This is a genomic window from Streptomyces sp. NPDC001770, from assembly GCF_053596135.1.
On sequence record NZ_JBSFFN010000032.1, the window covers coordinates 1 to 17232 of the forward strand.

Genomic DNA, 17232 nt, shown 5'->3' on the forward strand with positions numbered 1-17232 from the left:
ACATCCTGTGCCGCCGAGGGTCCTTGGCGTACTGGTCCAGCAGCCATCGTTCGCCGTCCTCCTGACCCTGTTCGGCGTGGAACCCGCGGACGAGACGGACGAGGTCGGCCGCGACGGGCAGCGGGTCCGCATCCGCGGGCAGGCGGTTCAGGGCCAGCCTGCTGTCCTGGTGGAAGAACTTCTCCGCCAGGCCGATGGCAGCCGGGCCGCCGTACCGGTCGGTTTCGGGGCGGTACTCCGTCAGGGACCAGGTCCGTGCCAGGCCGTCCGTCATGAGGTCGCGCATCCGCTCGTGCAGGCTCGGCAGCACCTGCCGGGTGAGGACGGCGGGAGCACCGTGCAGGCGCAGCCGCAGATGGGGCATGTGGGTTCCGGGCTCGCGGTAGCGGAGGAAGAACCAGTGGTCGACCTCGCCGGAGACGGTGCGCAGCCACGGCTCCACATACGCGGTCATGATGCGGGACTGGTCCTCGGGAGCCGAGGGGATGTGGACCGAGAGCCACTCGCCGCCGGGCAGATGTGCCGTGACCGCGGCGGGGGGCGTGCCGGCGGGGTCGCCGGCCGTCCGCCCGGCCGTCCGTCCCGCGACGGCCTGGGTGGGCGTGGCCGGTGTACCCGGCCCCACCGGCGCCGGAGCGTCCCCGGACACGGACGCGGCGGAGTCTGCCGGGCCGACCGGGCGGGAGGCCGGTTCGTCTGCCGCCCCGCTGCGCGGCCGGTGCGGGCGGGGCGCGGGGCGGGCGAAGAGGGGTACGACGATCTCGGCGTCGTGGGCGCCGCCGGGCCCGCGCAGCCACCCCGAGGCCGCCGCGGACAGATCCTCGTGCAGGACGGCCTCCCCTTGTGCGGCGGCCTCCTCGTACAGCAGCTCCCGGTGCTCCGGCAGGCGCAGGTCCAGGGCCAGGTGCTGGTCCTCGCGCGCCAGGCGGACCCGGTCGGGAATCCGCCAGCGGGCGCGCCTGAGTGCCAGGTGTCTCCCGGGATCGTCCTCCGCCGCTACGGCGGGGACGCGCCAGGTGGCCGGCGAGAGTACCGACCGGCCGTGCCGGACGGCCGGGAGGAAGGGGGCGTCGGCGAGGTGCCCCCAGTCCCACGGGGTCACCTGGGTGACCCCCATCAGAGGCACCTCCAGCAGGAAGCGCGCGATGTCCGGAGCGCACGCGTGGTTGAGCGCGTGCGGGACATAGGGGCTGATCGGGCGCCCGTCGGACGCGTCGACCAGATGGAAGCGCCGGGTGTCCGCGTGGACGAGGACCTGGGCGAGGTCGACGCTCCCGGGAGCGCCGGGGTCCGCGTGCGTCCCCACGGCGAGGCGTGCGCTGGGCCACCCCGGCGGATCGGGCACCCGCATGACGTTGAGCAGGCGGCGCTCGCGCGGCGCGTAGTCGACGCGGACGGGCTTCGGTCCGTCTCCTTCGGCCGCGCGGGCGCGGCGGGCGAACCCGGCGATGTGCTCCTGAGCGCCCAGCAGCTGGGAGAAGCGCCCCCACAGGGTCCCGGCCGGACGGCCGACGCGGAAGGGCGCGACTTCCAGCACGAAGCGGTGGGCAGCCACGTCCGCCAGGGAGCCGGCCAGCAGCGAGACCGGGAAATCCGCGGAAGCGGGCGCCTCTCCCCGGCCGGTGGCGAGCGCGCGCAGTGTCTCCTCGTCGAGTTCCGCGCTCGTGGCACCCGACATGAGCGCCCCGGCGTAGAGCGCGTTGAGGGCTGCCGTCCGGGCGGCGTCCGGCGGCGGACCGGGCAGTGGGCGTCCGCCTCCCGGCAGTGCGTAGCCGGCGGGCGGACCGAGACCACTGCCCGGCGCCAGCAGTGCGGTCACCGGCACCCGTTCGCCCTGCCCGTAGGTTTCCAGGAACTCCAGGTGGTACGCCGCCAGGGCGCGCTGTTCAGCTGTCTGCGGCGGGGCGCAGCGCCACAGGACCGAGGCCGCGCGGGCCGCCTCCGCCGCCACTTCCGGAGGAAGTCGTACGTCGGCGCCGAGCGCCAGGTCGACGTGCAGGCAGTCGGGTGAGCCGGCGGCGGCGTGGAGCGCCCTCAGAGCACGGGTTCCCTCTCCGACGGCCCGTGCCGTGTAGGCGCGGACCCGTGTGGTGTATTCGCCGAGGACGGACAGTTCGGGTGCCGTGCGTGCGAGGTGCTCGAACGGGTCGGGATCGACCGGCTGCGGCGCACTGTCGGTGAGCAGGAACTCCAGGGCGATGAGGCGGGTGAGCAGCCCGACGGCCTTCTCGCGGGTGAGGCCGGGGCAGTCGGCGAGGACCGCCCCGGCGAGGTCGCCGAGGCGTACCGGCCGCCGGGCCGCCCGCAGGACCGCCTCCACGGGCGAGGTCCGCCGGAGCGCGCGCCGCACCGGTCGGCCGGACCGGAGTCCCAGGCCCAGGAGGATCCGGTCGCCCCTGACCCGCGCGGTGTTGTTGAGGACGACGCGCGTGTCGTCGGGCGGGGAGCTGCTGTCGCGCGCGTCCAGGAGCGCGCCCAGCCACGCGTGGTCGGGTTGGACGTGCCGGGTACGGCGGCCGGTGAGACGGGCGCGGGGCGCCCCGCCGAAGGTGCCCAGCGCGACTCCGGCGAGCAGGCCGAACGGCGTGGCCCTGCGTGTCATCCGCAGCTGGTAGCGCAGCATCGAGCGGGACAGCCGACGCATGCGCGTCGGAGACGGAGGCCGCCCCGCGCGCAGTTCCTCCAGGGCGCCGTACAACGAGGGGCTGGACACGAGCAGCGCCTCCGCCACCAGCGGATCGCGCCGGGAGGCCGCGACCAGGCCGCTCCGCCCGTCGTCGGCCGGCTCGTGGGAGAGGACCGGCACCCGTAGCAGGAAGGTCTCGCCGGCGTCGAAGACGGTGGGGTCGGTCGCGGACACGGTGGGGCCGGTCGCGGACACGGTGGGGCCGGTCGCGGACACGGCGGGGCCGGTCGCGGACACGGCGGGGCCGGTCGCGGACACGGTGGGGTTGTCGTGGGACATCAGCTCTCCTTACGGGTGGGCCGGCTCGGGCGGAGCGCTCCCGGCCCGGCACGGCGGCCGCAGAGGGTACGGCGTCCCCGGGAACGCGCCTCCGGCCACCGGGACGACGGGCGGTTCCCCGGCGGCGTCACCCTGCCCCCGGTCACAGGAACATGGGGACCGGGTTGAGTCCGGCTTCCGGTGTCGCCGCGGGCACCCACCCCAGCGAAACGGGCACGTCGTACAGCCTTCCCGGGGCGAACTGCGGCCAGAAGCTCCGCAGTCCGGGCACCATGACCTTGACCACGGGCAGGGCGATGTCGGGACGCGTCTGGTCCAGTACCAGCATCTCCATCCCTCTCTCCTCGACGAGGCCGCGGGCCCGCTTCAGCTCGGCCGACAGGTCGTGCTCGCCGGCGGGCCGGCGGTGCGGGCCCGTCAGAAGTTCGGACCAGCCGTCCGGTGCGAGGTAGGGCTGGTTCTCCAGCGTCGCGGTGTCCCACCAGTGCGCGTCCGGGCCGCCCTGGGACTGGTGCGGCCCGGAGCGGAACTCGATCAACTGGGCCAGGAACTGGTTCATCTCCGTCAGGGCCCGGGAGACGGCCACGGCCGGGTCGAAGTGCGCGCCGAATCCGAAGAGGATGTCCTCGCTGCCGCCCCCGACGCGCCGCGACACGGCGGCGGCGACCGGTACGCCCAGATCCGAGGTCAGGTCGAGGACCCACACCTCCCGGTTCCGCTCGGCATACGCGGCCCGCCAACGGGCCAGGTAGGGCAGGGTCGTGTCGTCGAGGCGGACCGCCGGCCGGCGGACCCGGTTGTACCACCACAGGGCGACGCTGTCCCGCTCGACCAGTTCGAGGAAGCCCTGGAGGACCGCGTCCTCCCGGCCGGCCCCCGCCGCGTTTCCGTTGGAGTGGGCGAGGGCGTGCACCGGGCCGGACGGGGCGGGGAAGCGGTAGTAGAGGTAGGAGCTCGGCACGTACTTGTGCCGGTTCTCGGTCAGCGACCATACCGGCGTCCAGGAGATCTCCCGCGTCTCGTCGAGCGGGTCGGGCACCCAGGTGAAGCCGCTCCCCCGCCGGCGCCACTCCTCCCGCTCCCGGAACTGCCGCGCGCTGAAGTGCTGAAGGGTGTCCAGCCGTACGGCGTCGTCCCCGAGGGAGCGGGCGGACGCCGTCACGTGTGCCTCGTCCCCCTGCCAGACTCCGCAGTAGCGCTCGACGGCCTCGCCGAGCGCGCTCGCCCGGGCCTGGGCGTCGGTCATCCCTTTGCCGGCGCTCTCCGTACGCAGCACCCGGCGTACGGACTCGGCATCCCGTGGCGGGCTCGTCGCGAAGTTGTGCCCGGCGGAGTAGACGTGCAGCAGGTCGGAATGGGTCTCCATCCTGTCCAGCCGCGTGACCACCCCGGTGACGGGGCTGACGAGGTGCCCGTAGGTGCGCAGCAGGCGGTCGGGGCCGGCGGCCCGGTATCCGCCGTCGGTTTCCTGCGCCGTGGCGCGACCGCGCAGTTCCAGGGGCCGGTGGGCCTGCGCCGCCACCATGGCGGAATCACCGCAGCCGGGGCACTGCGGGCGGCGTGTGACGCGGTGGTGGCCGGTCTCCAGCGTCAGGGCGTCGAAGCTGAGCAGGGTCGGCGCCGGTTCGCCCAGTCCGGCGATCCACCGGGCGGCACGGAGGACCGCCAGCCGCGCGGCCAGCCCGGTCGCCGTGGCGGACCCGGTGTCGCTTCCCCGTACCGGGTACTGCTCGGTGGCTCCTGCGGCGAGCAGGGGGTCGGTTTCTCGATGGCTCCTGAGCCGCTGCGTGAGGCAGAGCCAACAGCCGTCGCCGTCGGCCTCCATGACGGGCGAGATCCACGCCGACGCTCCGGTCAGCCTGACGACCATCCACGCGGTGGAGTCTTCGAGGGCCTGGGCGTGGAGGGGCGTGAGGCGGGGGTCGAGGAAGTCGTCGGCCATCACGACGCGGAGGGCCTCCTCCCCTTCCCCGGTGTCGATTTGAAGACCCTGCTCCCGTGCGGCCTCCGCGAGGGACGCCGCCGTCCCGGTCCCCGGGTCGCCGACGGGGATCAGGCGGACCGCCCGGCTCCGCATGGCGTCGCCGACCGCTTCCGGATCGAGGCCGGCCAGTTCCCACAGGCCGCTGTCGTGGCTCTCCCGGCCGGCCACCCGCTCCACCACCATGCCCGCGGTGAGGAGCTGGTCCAGGGCACGGTCGACCGCCGCCGCGGAGAAGGAGGTGCCCAGGGCTTCACGCAGAGCCGCGCGGGTGGCGCCCCGGCGGAGCAGCGGAGCGAGTCGTTCGGCGATCGCACCGCGCAGAAGAGTGTGCCGCTCCCCGGACACGAGGCGCGCTCCTGTACCGGAGTGCGTCGCCACGCGCACATGGCGGGGGAACCGCAGGATGGGGTCATTCATGACAACGGGCAACTCTCTGCCGGAAACCGGCGTGGGCCCGCAGACCGGCTGCGGGCCCACGCGTGACGGGCGGTGGCCGCCGTCGGGCTCTACCAGGTGGGACTGCAGAAAGAGCGCTCGGTACGCCCGTCGAAGTCCTCGATGACGAGCTCTTCCTCGGTGATCTCGACGATCTCGTTGTCGTTCTGCATGATCTGCCTCCACGTCAGGAAAGGGATACACCCCGATGGTGCGCCCGTTTCCCCGCGGCACCGAGCCGGACGGCGCAACGGCGCCCAAAAGTACGGCTGATGGGGCCAGGAGTGCACACCTCGCATCCGGCGCGAGCGCCCCCGCCCGCGGCTGGTTCGCGGTCGCCCGCTCTCCGCCGTACAGCCCCGCGCGCAAGCAGGGTCCGGCCACCGTGCGGGCGGCGTCCGGTCACCCGCGAGCGGGAGCCCGGCGGGATCAGCGCTGGTAGCGGGCGAGGACCCGGTTGCCGTCGCCGACCAGGCGGTCCGTCAGCTCGTCGAGGCCGATCGTGCCGCTGTAGTACTCCTGGAGCGCGGGGGTGGCCACCTTGTCCTTCCACTCCGGGTAGCCGCGTACGGACTGGGCGGGGGCCGGGCGGAGCTGCTGGGCGAGTGCGGTGCCGGTGGCCCAGCCCTGGTCCTCGGTGTGCAGGGCGGGGTCGGCGAGGGCCTTCGTGCCGGTGGGCAGCATCCAGTCGCCCTTGGCGAGGCGGACCATGTTGGGCGGGTCGAGCAGGAAGTCGATGAACTCCACCGCCTCCTTCTTGTGCGGGCTGTCCTCGGCGACGGAGAGGGTCTGCGGGCTCACCCCCTGGGCCGTGCCGTCGCTGCCGGCGGGCGCGGGCAGCACGCTCCACTCGAAGCCCTCGGGGGCCTGTTCGACGACCTGCTGCCGGTAGGCGAAGCCGAGCGGCACCATGGCGTACTTGCCGCCGAAGAACCCGGGCAGGGTGTCGGAGCCGCCCATACCGAGGGCCGTCCGGGCGGCGCTGTGGTCGACGGTGACCTGGTCGTGGATGGTCCGGGGCACCACGGCGTCGCCCTCGTCGAAGCGGAGGTCCACCTTCCCGTCCTCGCCCCGGTGGAAGAGCTGCCCTCCGGCCGAGAGTCCGAGGTTGAGGGTGACGGAGACGGGTTCCTTGAGCGGCCAGGCGACCCCGTACCGGCCCTTGCCGGTGAGTTCCTTGGTGACCTGGCGGAACTCCTCCCAGCTCCACGGCCGGCCGGCGGTGGGGATGCGGACGCCCGAGGCCTTGAGGATCCTCGTGTTGGCGATGAGGACCTTGGGTTCCTGGAGGAACGGCACGCCGTAGATGCCGCCGTCGAAGGTGGTGGTGGACCAGGAGGCCGCCGGGATGTCCGCGGTCAGCCGGCCGGGCAGGAGGGTACGGAGATCGGCGAGGTAGCCGCCGTACGCGAAGTCGGCGAGGTCGTCGGAGGCGTCGTGGATGATGTCGGGCGCCTCGCCGCCCTCGAACGAGGTGAGCAGCTGGTCGTGGACGCTGTCCCAGCTGCCCTGCACGTAGTCCACCTGGATGTCCGGGTGGGTGGCGTTCCACTCCGCGACGAGTTCCTTGTTGGCCTTGACCGACTCCGTCTGCCAGGCCAGCGACTGGAAGCGCAGGTGCACCGTCCCGTCGGCGCCGGTGCCGTCCGCCCCGCCGCCGGAGCATCCGGCGAGGAGCAGGGTGAGCACGGTGGCCGCCGCGGCGGCCGCCCTGGTGAGCGCGCGCATCAGCTCTTCACCGCCCCGGCCAGCATGCCGCCGGTGATCCGGCGCTGGATGAAGGCGAAGAGGAGGAGCGAGGGCAGGGTGGCGAGGAACGCGGCGGCGGCGAGCGGACCGAGGTCGGCCGCGCCCTCGGCGCCGATGAAGTGGGTGAGGACGACCGGCAAGGTCTGCTTCTCCGGGGTCTTGAGCAGGACGAGGGCGAAGAAGAACTCGTTCCAGGCGGTGATGAACGCGAAGAGGGCGGTGGCGACGATCCCGGGGGCCAGCAGCGGGGCGGTGACCGAGACGAGGGTGCGCAGGCGTCCGGCGCCGTCGACGGAGGCCGCTTCCTCCAGTTCGGCGGGGACGGCGCGGACGTAGCCGACGAGCATCCAGAGCGCGAAGGGAAGCGACCAGACGACGTAGACCATGATCAGGCCCGCCAGCGAGTTGATCAGGTGCAGGTTCTTGAGGATGAGGAAGAGCGGGATGATCAGCAGGACGAAGGGGAACGCCTGGCTGATCACGACCCAGCCGGTGGCGGCGGCCGAGAGCTTGCCGCGGTGGCGGGCCATCACATAGGCCATCGGGGTGGCGATCAGGACGCAGATCACTCCGGCGCTGACGGCGGCGAGCAGGGAGTTCCCGGCGGCCTGGAGCAGCGGCTGCTCGGCGAACGCCTGGCGGAAGTTGTCGAGGGTGGGGTGCCGGGGAATCCAGGTGGGGTGCAGCGAGCCCAGCTCGCGGGCGGGCTTGAAGGCCGTGGAGATCAGCCAGAGGAACGGGAACGCCAGGAAGACGAGGTAGCCGGTGAGCGCGAGGTACTGCCCCGCGCGGGTGGCGCGTCCGGTGCGCATGCTCACTTGTCGTCCCCTCCCCGGAGCCGGCCGGCGAGGTACACGGCGAGGATCACGGAGATCACCGCGACCATCACACAGCCCATCGCCGCCGCGTAGCCGAACTGCCCGTAGCGGAAGGCCTCCTCGTACGCGAAGAGCATCGGCAGCCGGGTCCGTCCGCCAGGTCCGCCGCTGGTCAGGACGTAGACCAGGGCGAAGGAGTTGAAGTTCCAGATGAAGTTGAGCGCCGTGATGGAGAGCGCGACGGGCTTGAGCGCGGGCCAGGTGACGGTACGGAAGCGGCGCCAGGCCCCGGCGCCGTCGAGGGCGGCGGCCTCGTGGAGCTCGTGCGGGGTGTTCTGGAGTCCGGCCAGCAGGGCGACGGTGGACTGGGGCATCCCGGCCCAGATCCCGACGACGATCACGGCGGGCAGCGCGGTGCCGAAGCCGGTGAGCCAGTCGCGGCCGTCGCCGAGGCCGAGGTCTCGGATGGTCTCGTTGAGGATGCCCGCGTCCGGGTTGTAGACCAGCCGCCACATGATGCCGACGACGACCTCGGGCATCGCCCAGGGGATGATCGCCAGCGCGCGGGCCAGCCAGCGCATCCGCAGGTTCTCGTTGAGCAGCAGCGCGAGGCCGAGGGCCAGCACGAACTGGGGGACGGTGACGCCGACCGCCCAGAGCAGTCCGATCCGGAAGGAGTCCCAGAAGAGGGTGTCGTGCAGCAGGTCCTGGAAGTTCAGCGCGCCGATCCACTGGGTGGAGCGGGTGCGGCCGGACTGCGCGTCGGTGAAGGCGAGTCCGACGCCGTAGAGCAGCGGTCCGACGCTGAGGACGAGGATCGGGACGAGCGCGGGCAGCACCAGGAACCAGGTGGCCCGGTCGCGGGCGGCCCGGTCGCCGCCGCGTCCGTCGCCCGCGCGGCGCTGCCCCGGCCACCGGCCGCCCGTCCGCTCCGTCGCGGCCGGAGTCGCCAATGTCACTGTCTGCCCTCTTTGTCTCATGTGATCGGCTTTCTGCCGCTCTGGCCGCTCACCCGGCCTCCGTCATGGTCCTGACGAGCCGACCGTTCGTCAAGGTGGCCTGCGGGAATGCGAAAATCGGGCCATGAACGAAGAGCGAGCACGCGAGGTACTGACCGCCGCGGGACTGGCCGGAAACGGCTCTTCCGGTCCCGCTTCCGGGGCGGAGCTCCTCGCACTGGGCGAGAACGCGGCCTTCGCCGTGGGCGACCTGGTGGTCAAGGTCGGCCGCGACGCGACGCACCACCCGGAGCTGCGCGAACGCGCCGCACGCGAGGTCGCCGTGGCCGGCTGGCTCGCGGACTCCGGGGTCCCCGCCGTACGCGCCGCCGAGCCCGCGCCCCGCCTGGTGGAGGGGCATCCGGTGACCCTCTGGCAGCGGCTTCCGGACGCTGTACGGGCGCCCGAACCGCGCGATCTGGCCCCCCTGTTGACCTTGGTGCACGCGCTGCCCGCACCGGAGGGCTTCACCCTGCCCCGCCGCGAGCTGCTCGGCGGGGTCGAGCGCTGGCTCCACCTGGCGGGCGACGCGATCGACCCGGCGGACGCCGACTATCTGCGCGCACGCCGGGACGGCTTCGCGGCTGCCGCCGCCGCCCTCGTACCGCACCTGACGCCCGGCCCCGTGCACGGCGACGCGCTGCCGCGCAACGTCCATGTCGGCCCGGACGGCCCGGTGCTGGTGGACCTGGAGACCTTCTCCTTCGACCTGCGCGAGCACGACCTCGTGGTGCTCGCGCTCTCCCGCGACCGGTACGGGCTGCCCGCCGAGGCGTACGACGCGTTCACCGCCGCCTACGGCTGGGACGTACGGGAGTGGGACGGCTGCCCCGTGCTGCGCGGGGCGCGGGAGACGGCGAGTTGCGCCTGGGTCGCACAGCACGCTCCGGCCAGCCCGAAGGCGCTCGCCGAGTTCCGACGCCGGGTCGCCTCGCTCCGGGACGGCGACCCGGAAGTGCGGTGGTACCCCTTCTGAGGTGTGACGACCGGCCCCCGGTCTCCTGCCGGACCGAGACCGCAAAGGTTTCTTTGCGAACAACCCTTTGCGAAGAAACCTTTGCGGTCTACTGTGTGCGCCATGACCGATGCCACGGAGAGAGCCGACGGTTCCACCGAGAAGAACGCGGTTGTCCTGGACGCCAAGGGACTTCGCGCCCTGGCACATCCGCTGCGCGTGCGGCTGGTCGAGGTGCTCCGCGGCCACGGCCCGTCGACCGCGACGCGCCTCGCGGAGCGGTTGGGGGTGAACTCCGGGACGGCCAGCTATCACCTGCGTCAACTCGGTGCGGCCGGATTCGTCGAGGAGGACGCGGAGCGCGGCAACGCACGGGAGCGCTGGTGGCGTTCGGTCCATCGGACGACCGAGCTCAGCGACCGGAGCCTCGTCGACCAGGAGCCGGAGGCCGCACTGGCGTACCTGCGGTCCGTCGCGGCCACCTACACCCTGCGCGCCCAGCGCACGCTGAACGAGGTGCCTACCCTGCCCGAGGCGTGGCGGGGGACCTTCGACATGAGCGACTGGTCCCTGTGGCTCACCCCCGACGAAGCCGTCTCCCTGCGACAGGAGTTGAGGGCGGTCGTCGCCCGTTACCGGGCGGACGGCCCGGATGCCGCCGCGCATGCCCCGGAGGGGGCGCAGCGGGTCGACCTCATCACGCACATCCTTCCCGGACCGGACACGTCCGTCCGGCCCGGGGAGCGGACCGGCCACGGGACCGCGACGGAGGCGCCGTGACGGGGGCCGCCCCGGCCGGCGGTGGCATATCCGGCGGCCGGTCCTTACGCCCGCTGTGCGGGGTGCTCGCGGCCATGGCCGTATCGCTGACGGGTACGCGTGTCTCGGCCGTGGCACTCCCCTGGTTCGTGCTGGTCACGACCGGCAGCGCCACCCGGACCGGACTGGTCGCCTTCTGCGAGATGGCTCCGTACGTCGTGGTCAAGGCGCTCGCGGGGCCGGTGGTGGACCGCATCGGCCCGCGGGTCGTCTCCTGGACGACGGACACGGTCAGTGCGGTCGCCGCCGCTCTGGTCCCTCTCCTCCACGCGCTGCACCTGCTCTCCTTTCCGCTCCTGTTGGCCTTGGTCGCGGTGGTCGGCGCGGCCCGCGGCCCCGGCGACCTGGCCAAGGAAGTCATGGTGCCCGAGGCGGCCGAGCGCGCCGGAGTACCGCTGGAGCGTGCCATGGGCGTGTCCGGCGTGATCGAGCGCCTCGCGTCCACTCTCGGGCCGGCCGTCGGCGGTTCCCTGGTGGCACTGCTCGGCCCCCTGACCGGACTCGCCCTCAACGCCGGTTCCTTCGCTCTCGGATCGGTCATCATCGGGGTCGCGCTGCCCCGCGGCGTCGGGCGGGCGGCCCGCCAGGAACCGGCGACGGCCGGCTCCGGGGAACCGGGCTACTGGCGGCGGTTCGGCCAGGGCTTCACCTTCCTCCGCGGCGAACCCCTGCTGCTCACCGTCATCGTCACGGTGGGCATCACCAACCTGCTGGACGCCGCGGTCAACTCCGTGCTCATCCCCCTCTGGGCCCGGGAGTCCGGCCACGGTCCGGTCGCGATCGGTCTGACCGGCAGTGCGATGGGCGTCGCGGCGGTCGCCGGAAGCCTGATCGCTGCGGCCGGCGCGCACCGGCTCCGGCGCAGGCCGGTCGTCCTCGGCGGATTCCTCCTCATCGGGGCTCCGAGATTCATGGTCCTCGCCTCGGGCGCCCCGCTGTGGACGGTCATGGCCGTCTTCGCCGTCGCCGGCTTCGGCGGGGGCTTCATCAACCCCGTGCTGGGAGCCGTTCTCGTCGAGCGGGTGCCGCGCCGCATGCTGGGCCGGGTCAACGCGCTCGGTGACTCACTGGCCTGGGCCGGCATCCCTCTCGGCGGACTGCTGGCCGGGGCGGCGGTGACCGCTGCCGGGCTCACACCGGTACTGCTCGCCTGCGGGGCCCTGTACTTCCTCACCACGAACCTGGCCGGACTGCGGCCGGAATGGCGCGAGATGGACCGTAAGGTCCGGCGCGGAGCTGTGGAGCCGCCGGGCCCGGAGGACGTCTCGCAGGCCCGTGCGGGTACGGCGCCATGACGCAGGGGCCTGGCCGTCGACGAGTGTCATCCCCCTGTTCACGGCGGTCCTGCCCGACGGCGACGGCGTCCTGCGCGGTGGCGGACCGAGCCGACGCGGAGCGACCGGGGCGGGACCGTTCCGAGGACGCTCCGGCTCGGGCAGATCGTCACCCGGCAGACACCGGTATCGCCCGCTTCGGCGGGCGGGCCGGGTCATGACCGGCGCCGTGACCGGCCTCGTGCCGTTCGGCGTCTACGTACGCCTCGAAGTCAGGGCGGACGGACCCGAAGGGCTGGTGCACGTCACCGAACCGGCCGACGGACGTGCGGACCGGCCCGAGGACGTGGTCCGGGTCGGCGACCGGCTCACGGTGAAGATCGTGGAGGTGGACCTTCCTCGGCATCGGATCACGCATCCCACCGGCAGGCGCTCGCCCCGGGGCGCACTGACCGGGGGCGGTCAGCGCTGCCGGGGAAGGAGTGGCCAGGCGGGCTCGACGACGGCCGCCGGGTCGGCGGTACGCCGCAGATAGGCCTGCAAGGAGACCGACTGCTCGGCCGCCGCGCGCACCTGGAGGTCGTGCAGGTCCGCCAGCGGCATAGCCCCGACCGGCAGGTGCCTCTCCGCCATCCGGCGCACCACCAGGGCGGCTGCCACCGCGTCCGCCTTCGCGTCGTGGGCGGCGTCGAGCGGCACCCCGTAGTGGGCGCACAGGGCGTGGAGGGCCCGCTTGCCCTTCCGGTACTTGTCGACGTGCTTGTCGATCACGAGCGGGTCGATGACGGGCGAGGGCGCACCGCCCAGCCGCTCGCTGACCGACTCGACGCCGTACCGCCGGCATTCGCGGTCGAGCAGGGAGAGGTCGTAACGCGCGTTCATCACCACCAGGGGCGTGCCCGAGCGCAGTCCGTCGGCGACGGTCCGTGTGATCTCCTCGACGGCGGCGGCGGCGGGCACTCCGCGCTCGCGGGCGTGGTCCGTCGAGATGCCGTGGATCGCCGACGCCTGTTCGGGTATCACCACTCCCGGATCGAGCAGCCAGGTGTGCTCCTCCGCGACCGTGCCGTCCGGGTCGAGCCGCACGACCGCCGCCGTGACGATGCGGTCGGTCTCGACGTCGGTGCCCGTGGTCTCCAGGTCGAAGGCCACCAGCGGCCCACTGATCCAGCTCATCCTGTACCTCCTCCGTGGTGCTTACTCCCAGTGAGGGACACCCTGCCACGCGCCACTGACACACCGGTCGGCGGGCGGCCCGGCCCGAGCCGCCCCGAAGCCGGCCCGGTGCCGCGCGGAAGCCGGTCCAGTACCGCCCCCGAAGACGGCCCGGGGACTCCGGACGGACTTCGGAAGCCTCAGGAGACCGGACGGGAGTCGGTCCACACCGACTCGAACTCCTCGCGGTACGTCTCGAACAGCCCGTGCTCGGCCTCCTGCCCCGGGCGGACGACCGCACGCCCGCCGCCCCTGAGGACCAGGACGGGTGCCTCCATCCCCCGCGCGCGGCGCAGATAGGGCTGGACGACGCCGACCGCGTCGGGGCCGTCGCCGTCCACCAGGTAGGCGGTGAAGCGCGGGGTCTCGTCGAACACCTGGATCTGGAAGGCTCCCGGGTCGCGGAGTCTGGCGCGTACCCGTCGCATGTGCAGGATGTTCATCTCCACCGACCGGCTCAGCTCGCCCTTGCGGAGGTTGAGTTCCCGTTCGCGGCGGCGGACCGCGCTGCTGGCCGGGTTGATGAAGAGCAGCCTGACCCGGCAGCCGGTCTCGGCGAGCCGGACCAGGCGCCGCCCGGAGAAGTTCTGGACGAGCAGGTTGAGCCCTATGCCGATGGCGTCGAGCCGTCGGGAGTTGCCGAAGAGGTCCTCGGCGGGCATCTGGCGCTGGAGCCTGACCCGGTCGGGGTGGACCTGGACGACGTCGGCGTACCGGTCGCCGACCAGGGACTCGACGGCGTCGACGGGCAGCCGGTCGGAGGAGGGGACGGCGGCCCCGCCGCCGAGGATGGTCAGGAGCCGTTGGGAGGCGCGCTCGGCCTGGGCGTGGACGGCCTCGTTGAGGGCGCGGTTGCGGGAGACGACGTTCCGCGCGACCTCCAGCTCGTCGAGGGCCAGCTCCACGTCCCGCCGGTCGTCGAAGTACGGTTCGAAGCAGGGCCAGTGCTGGACCATCAGCTCGCGCAGCTGAGGCAGAGTGAGGAAGCTGAGGACGTTGTCGTCGGCCGGGTCGAGCAGATAGCCCTTCCTGCGGGACACCTCACGCACCGCGACGGCCCGCTGCACCCACTCCTGCCCCGCGGGCCCGGCGGCGGCCACCACCCAGTCCTCGCCGTTGACCGGCGCGTAGACGGGGCGCAGCACGGCGGCGACGACCGCGCGGAGCCTTTGTTCGACGAGATTCAGCCAGATGTACGCACGCCCGGCGCGCTGGGCACGGGTCCGCACCTCGTCCCAGTCCTCGGCGCTCCATCCCAGCTCCGCGCCGATCTCCAGGGGCTGCGCCAGGGATACCGTCCCGGGCGGTCCGTCGTTCGGCTCCCCCTCGTGACTCACGTCACCCGGAGGCAGCTCGAACCCTCCCGAGCTCACCCGTGCACCGCCTTCCACTCCCCCACCCAACGATCACGGAAGGGTACTCCGCGAGCACGGACCCGTGCAGCCCCCCGCCGAGGACGCTCCGTCAACTGGCGCACCCGAAGCACGGGTTCCCTGGTTGGGGCGGGGAGGGAGTGAGCTGATTCATAGTGAGGTGACCAGCGGGGGGCCGGTGTTCGGGTCGGTGGCGAGGGTCCGCGGGACCCGTCCGGGCCGGAGGAGTGTCGCGCGGTGCGGCGTGTTGACGGCCCGCGCGGGGGTACACGGCGCACGACGCCTCCCGTTCGCGACCGCACCGGCCGACGTACTAGGTGTGCGCGCCTCTTTCGGGGATTATCTGGCTGAAGAACCGCACCACACCCGGATCAGAAGTGGAAGAGTCATATCTATGCAGGTCTGGCCGGGACAGGCGTATCCGCTCGGCGCCACGTACGACGGCGCCGGGACCAACTTCGCGGTCTTCTCGGAGGCCGCCCACCGCATCGAGCTGTGTCTGCTGCACGACGACGGTTCCGAGACGGCGGTCGAGCTCCGCGAGACCGACGCGTTCGTCCGTCATGCCTACCTGCCCGGCATCATGCCGGGACAGCGGTACGGCTTCCGCGTGCACGGGCCCTACGAACCCCAGAACGGGCAGCGGTGCAACTCCGCGAAGCTGCTGCTCGACCCCTACGCGCGGGCCGTCGCCGGGAAGATCGAGTGGGGCGAGGCGGTGTACGGCTATCCCTTCGGGCAGCCCGACGCGCGCAACGACCTCGACTCGGCGCCGCACATGATGAGCTCCGTCGTGGTCAACCCGTACTTCGACTGGGGCGACGACCGCAGGCCGCGTACGGACTACCACCGCACGGTGATCTACGAGGCCCACGTGAAGGGCCTGACGATGCTCCACCCGGGTCTGCCGAAGGAGCTGCGGGGCACTTACGCGGGCCTGGCGCATCCCGAGGTGATCGCCCATCTGACGGAGCTGGGCGTCACCGCGATCGAGCTGATGCCGGTGCACCAGTTCGTCCAGGACCACCGTCTGGCCGATGCCGGACTCGCCAACTACTGGGGCTACAACACCATCGGCTTCTTCGCCCCGCACAACGCGTACGCCTCCTGGGGCGACCGCGGGGAACAGGTGCTGGAGTTCAAACAGGCCGTGCGGGCGCTGCACCAGGCGGGCATCGAGGTGATCCTCGACGTGGTCTACAACCACACCGCCGAGGGCAACCACCTGGGGCCGACGCTCTCCTTCCGGGGGCTGGACAACGCCTCGTACTACCGCCTGACGGACGACCAGCGCTACTACATGGACACCACGGGCACCGGGAACTCGCTGCTCATGCGGTCCCCGCACGTACTCCAGATGATCATGGACTCGCTGCGGTACTGGGTGACCGAGATGCACGTGGACGGGTTCCGCTTCGACCTGGCGGCGACGCTCGCCCGCCAGTTCCACGAGGTGGACCGGTTGTCGTCCTTCTTCGACCTGGTGCAGCAGGACCCGGTGGTGAGCCAGGTCAAGCTGATCGCGGAGCCCTGGGACGTCGGCGAGGGCGGCTACCAGGTCGGCAACTTCCCGCCGCTGTGGACCGAGTGGAACGGCAAGTACCGCGACACCGTGCGCGACCTGTGGCGGGGCGAGCCGAGGACGCTGGCGGAGTTCGCGGGAAGGCTGACGGGCTCCTCCGACCTCTACCAGGACGACGGCCGCCGCCCGCTGGCCTCGATCAACTTCACCACCTGCCACGACGGTTTCACCCTGCACGACCTCGTCTCGTACAACGACAAGCGCAACGACGCCAACGGCGAGGGCAATCGCGACGGCGAGAGCCACAACCGCTCGTGGAACTGCGGTGCGGAGGGTGAGACCGACGACCCCGGGGTGCTGGAGCTGCGGGCGCGGCAGATGCGCAACTTCATCGCCACGCTGATGCTCTCGCAGGGCGTGCCGATGCTGAGCCACGGCGACGAGTTCGCGCGTACGCAGAACGGCAACAACAACGCCTACTGCCAGGACAACGAACTCTCCTGGGTCCACTGGCCCGATCCCGCGCCCAGGCCGGGCGAGACCGGTGCGGACGAGGAGGCGGCCGACGGTACGGAGGCCGTACGGAAGCCGGGCGACGGGCTGCTGGAGTTCACCCGGGCCATGGTCTGGCTGCGCCGGGACCATCCGGTGTTCCGGCGCCGCCGCTTCTTCCACGGACGCCCCGTCGAGGGCACCCACGACGAGCTCTCGGACATCGCCTGGTTCACGCCCGAGGGCGCGGAGATGACCCAGCGGGACTGGCAGGCCGCGCACGCCAAGGCCATGACCGTCTTCCTCAACGGGCACGCCATCTCGGAGCCCGGACCGCGCGGTGAGCGGATCTTCGACGACTCCTTCCTGCTGATGTTCAACGCGGGCGCGGAGACCCTGGACTTCGCGGTGCCCGTCAACCACGGCGCGCAGTGGGAGGTCGTGGTCGACACGGGCCGCCCGGAGGGGGTACCTCCCGGGAGCGGGCCCAAGGTCGCGGCGGGCGAGCACCTCTCGCTGATCGGCCGGAGCCTCACCGTCCTCAAGCGCCCCGCCTGAGCGCCCGGACGGCGGGTGCGGGACCGGTGTCCCGCACCCGCCGTCCGGGTGAACCTCCCCGGGTGCATCCGTGCG

At 72.6% G+C, this 17232-nt stretch carries 12 protein-coding genes; 5 read left to right on the plus strand and 7 right to left on the minus strand.

Annotated elements, in window-relative coordinates; translation table 11 throughout:
• From ACWCSV_RS25525 to ACWCSV_RS25545, 5 genes are all read right to left on the minus strand, one after another.
• The coding region (locus ACWCSV_RS25525) for a thiopeptide-type bacteriocin biosynthesis protein (protein ID WP_451145929.1) at positions 1-2965 on the minus strand (2965 nt) is incomplete at its 3' end.
• Between the two features lie 142 nt (positions 2966-3107).
• Complete coding sequence (locus ACWCSV_RS25530) at positions 3108-5366, minus strand: TOMM precursor leader peptide-binding protein (RefSeq protein ID WP_451145931.1); 2259 nt, start codon at positions 5364-5366, stop codon at positions 3108-3110.
• A gap of 447 nt (positions 5367-5813) precedes the next feature.
• Positions 5814-7112 carry an ABC transporter substrate-binding protein gene (locus ACWCSV_RS25535; protein WP_451145933.1) on the minus strand — a complete coding sequence of 433 codons (1299 nt, stop codon included), beginning with the start codon at positions 7110-7112 and terminating at the stop codon, positions 5814-5816.
• Positions 7112-7951 (minus strand): carbohydrate ABC transporter permease, encoded by an 840-nt coding sequence (locus ACWCSV_RS25540; RefSeq protein ID WP_451145935.1) that lies wholly within the window; start codon positions 7949-7951, stop codon positions 7112-7114. Before ACWCSV_RS25540 ends, ACWCSV_RS25535 begins: the two co-directional genes overlap by 1 nt.
• Complete coding sequence (locus tag ACWCSV_RS25545; RefSeq protein WP_451145937.1) at positions 7948-8910, minus strand: carbohydrate ABC transporter permease; 963 nt, start codon at positions 8908-8910, stop codon at positions 7948-7950. The genes ACWCSV_RS25540 and ACWCSV_RS25545 overlap by 4 nt, the downstream gene beginning before the upstream one ends.
• A gap of 124 nt (positions 8911-9034) precedes the next feature.
• Here ACWCSV_RS25545 and ACWCSV_RS25550 point away from each other — a divergent pair, with 124 nt between their 5' ends.
• The 4 genes from ACWCSV_RS25550 to ACWCSV_RS25565 all read left to right on the plus strand — a co-directional run bounded on the left by ACWCSV_RS25550 (position 9035) and on the right by ACWCSV_RS25565 (position 12532).
• Positions 9035-9925 (plus strand): phosphotransferase enzyme family protein, encoded by an 891-nt coding sequence (locus tag ACWCSV_RS25550; RefSeq protein WP_451145939.1) that lies wholly within the window; start codon positions 9035-9037, stop codon positions 9923-9925.
• 102 nt (positions 9926-10027) lie between these two features.
• Positions 10028-10684, plus strand: a complete 657-nt coding sequence (locus tag ACWCSV_RS25555; protein ID WP_451145941.1) for an ArsR/SmtB family transcription factor — start codon at positions 10028-10030, stop codon at positions 10682-10684.
• Positions 10685-10758: 74 nt separating this feature from the next.
• A complete protein-coding gene (locus tag ACWCSV_RS25560; protein WP_451145943.1) occupies positions 10759-12018 on the plus strand; it encodes an MFS transporter in 1260 nt (419 codons plus the stop codon).
• Positions 12019-12214: 196 nt separating this feature from the next.
• Entirely contained in the window at positions 12215-12532 is a 318-nt protein-coding gene (locus ACWCSV_RS25565) for a S1 RNA-binding domain-containing protein (protein ID WP_451145945.1), read from the plus strand.
• Here ACWCSV_RS25565 and ACWCSV_RS25570 read toward each other — a convergent pair.
• Complete coding sequence (locus ACWCSV_RS25570; protein WP_451145947.1) at positions 12460-13173, minus strand: exonuclease domain-containing protein; 714 nt, start codon at positions 13171-13173, stop codon at positions 12460-12462. The two genes, ACWCSV_RS25565 and ACWCSV_RS25570, sit on opposite strands and share 73 nt — an antisense overlap.
• 179 nt (positions 13174-13352) lie before the next feature.
• Positions 13353-14585: an SAV2148 family HEPN domain-containing protein gene (locus ACWCSV_RS25575; RefSeq protein WP_451145949.1), complete on the minus strand. Its 1233-nt coding sequence runs from the start codon at positions 14583-14585 to the stop codon at positions 13353-13355.
• A 394-nt stretch (positions 14586-14979) separates the two neighbouring features.
• Between ACWCSV_RS25575 and glgX the strand changes: the two genes are divergently transcribed.
• On the plus strand, positions 14980-17157 hold the full coding sequence (glgX, locus tag ACWCSV_RS25580; protein ID WP_451145951.1) for a glycogen debranching protein GlgX: 2178 nt from the start codon (positions 14980-14982) through the stop codon (positions 17155-17157).
• Positions 17158-17232: the final 75 nt, after the last annotated feature.

What these genes read in the sequence shown, in the direction of transcription:
- ACWCSV_RS25530 (WP_451145931.1), bottom strand. Translation starts at nt 5,366, where the DNA reads ATGAATGACCCCATCCTGCGGTTCCCCCGCCATGTGCGCGTGGCGACG.
- ACWCSV_RS25555 (WP_451145941.1), top strand. Translation starts at nt 10,028, where the DNA reads ATGACCGATGCCACGGAGAGAGCCGACGGTTCCACCGAGAAGAACGCG.
- ACWCSV_RS25550 (WP_451145939.1), top strand. Translation starts at nt 9,035, where the DNA reads ATGAACGAAGAGCGAGCACGCGAGGTACTGACCGCCGCGGGACTGGCC.
- ACWCSV_RS25565 (WP_451145945.1), top strand. Translation starts at nt 12,215, where the DNA reads ATGACCGGCGCCGTGACCGGCCTCGTGCCGTTCGGCGTCTACGTACGC.
- glgX (WP_451145951.1), top strand. Translation starts at nt 14,980, where the DNA reads ATGCAGGTCTGGCCGGGACAGGCGTATCCGCTCGGCGCCACGTACGAC.
- ACWCSV_RS25560 (WP_451145943.1), top strand. Translation starts at nt 10,759, where the DNA reads ATGGCCGTATCGCTGACGGGTACGCGTGTCTCGGCCGTGGCACTCCCC.
- ACWCSV_RS25570 (WP_451145947.1), bottom strand. Translation starts at nt 13,173, where the DNA reads ATGAGCTGGATCAGTGGGCCGCTGGTGGCCTTCGACCTGGAGACCACG.
- ACWCSV_RS25535 (WP_451145933.1), bottom strand. Translation starts at nt 7,112, where the DNA reads ATGCGCGCGCTCACCAGGGCGGCCGCCGCGGCGGCCACCGTGCTCACC.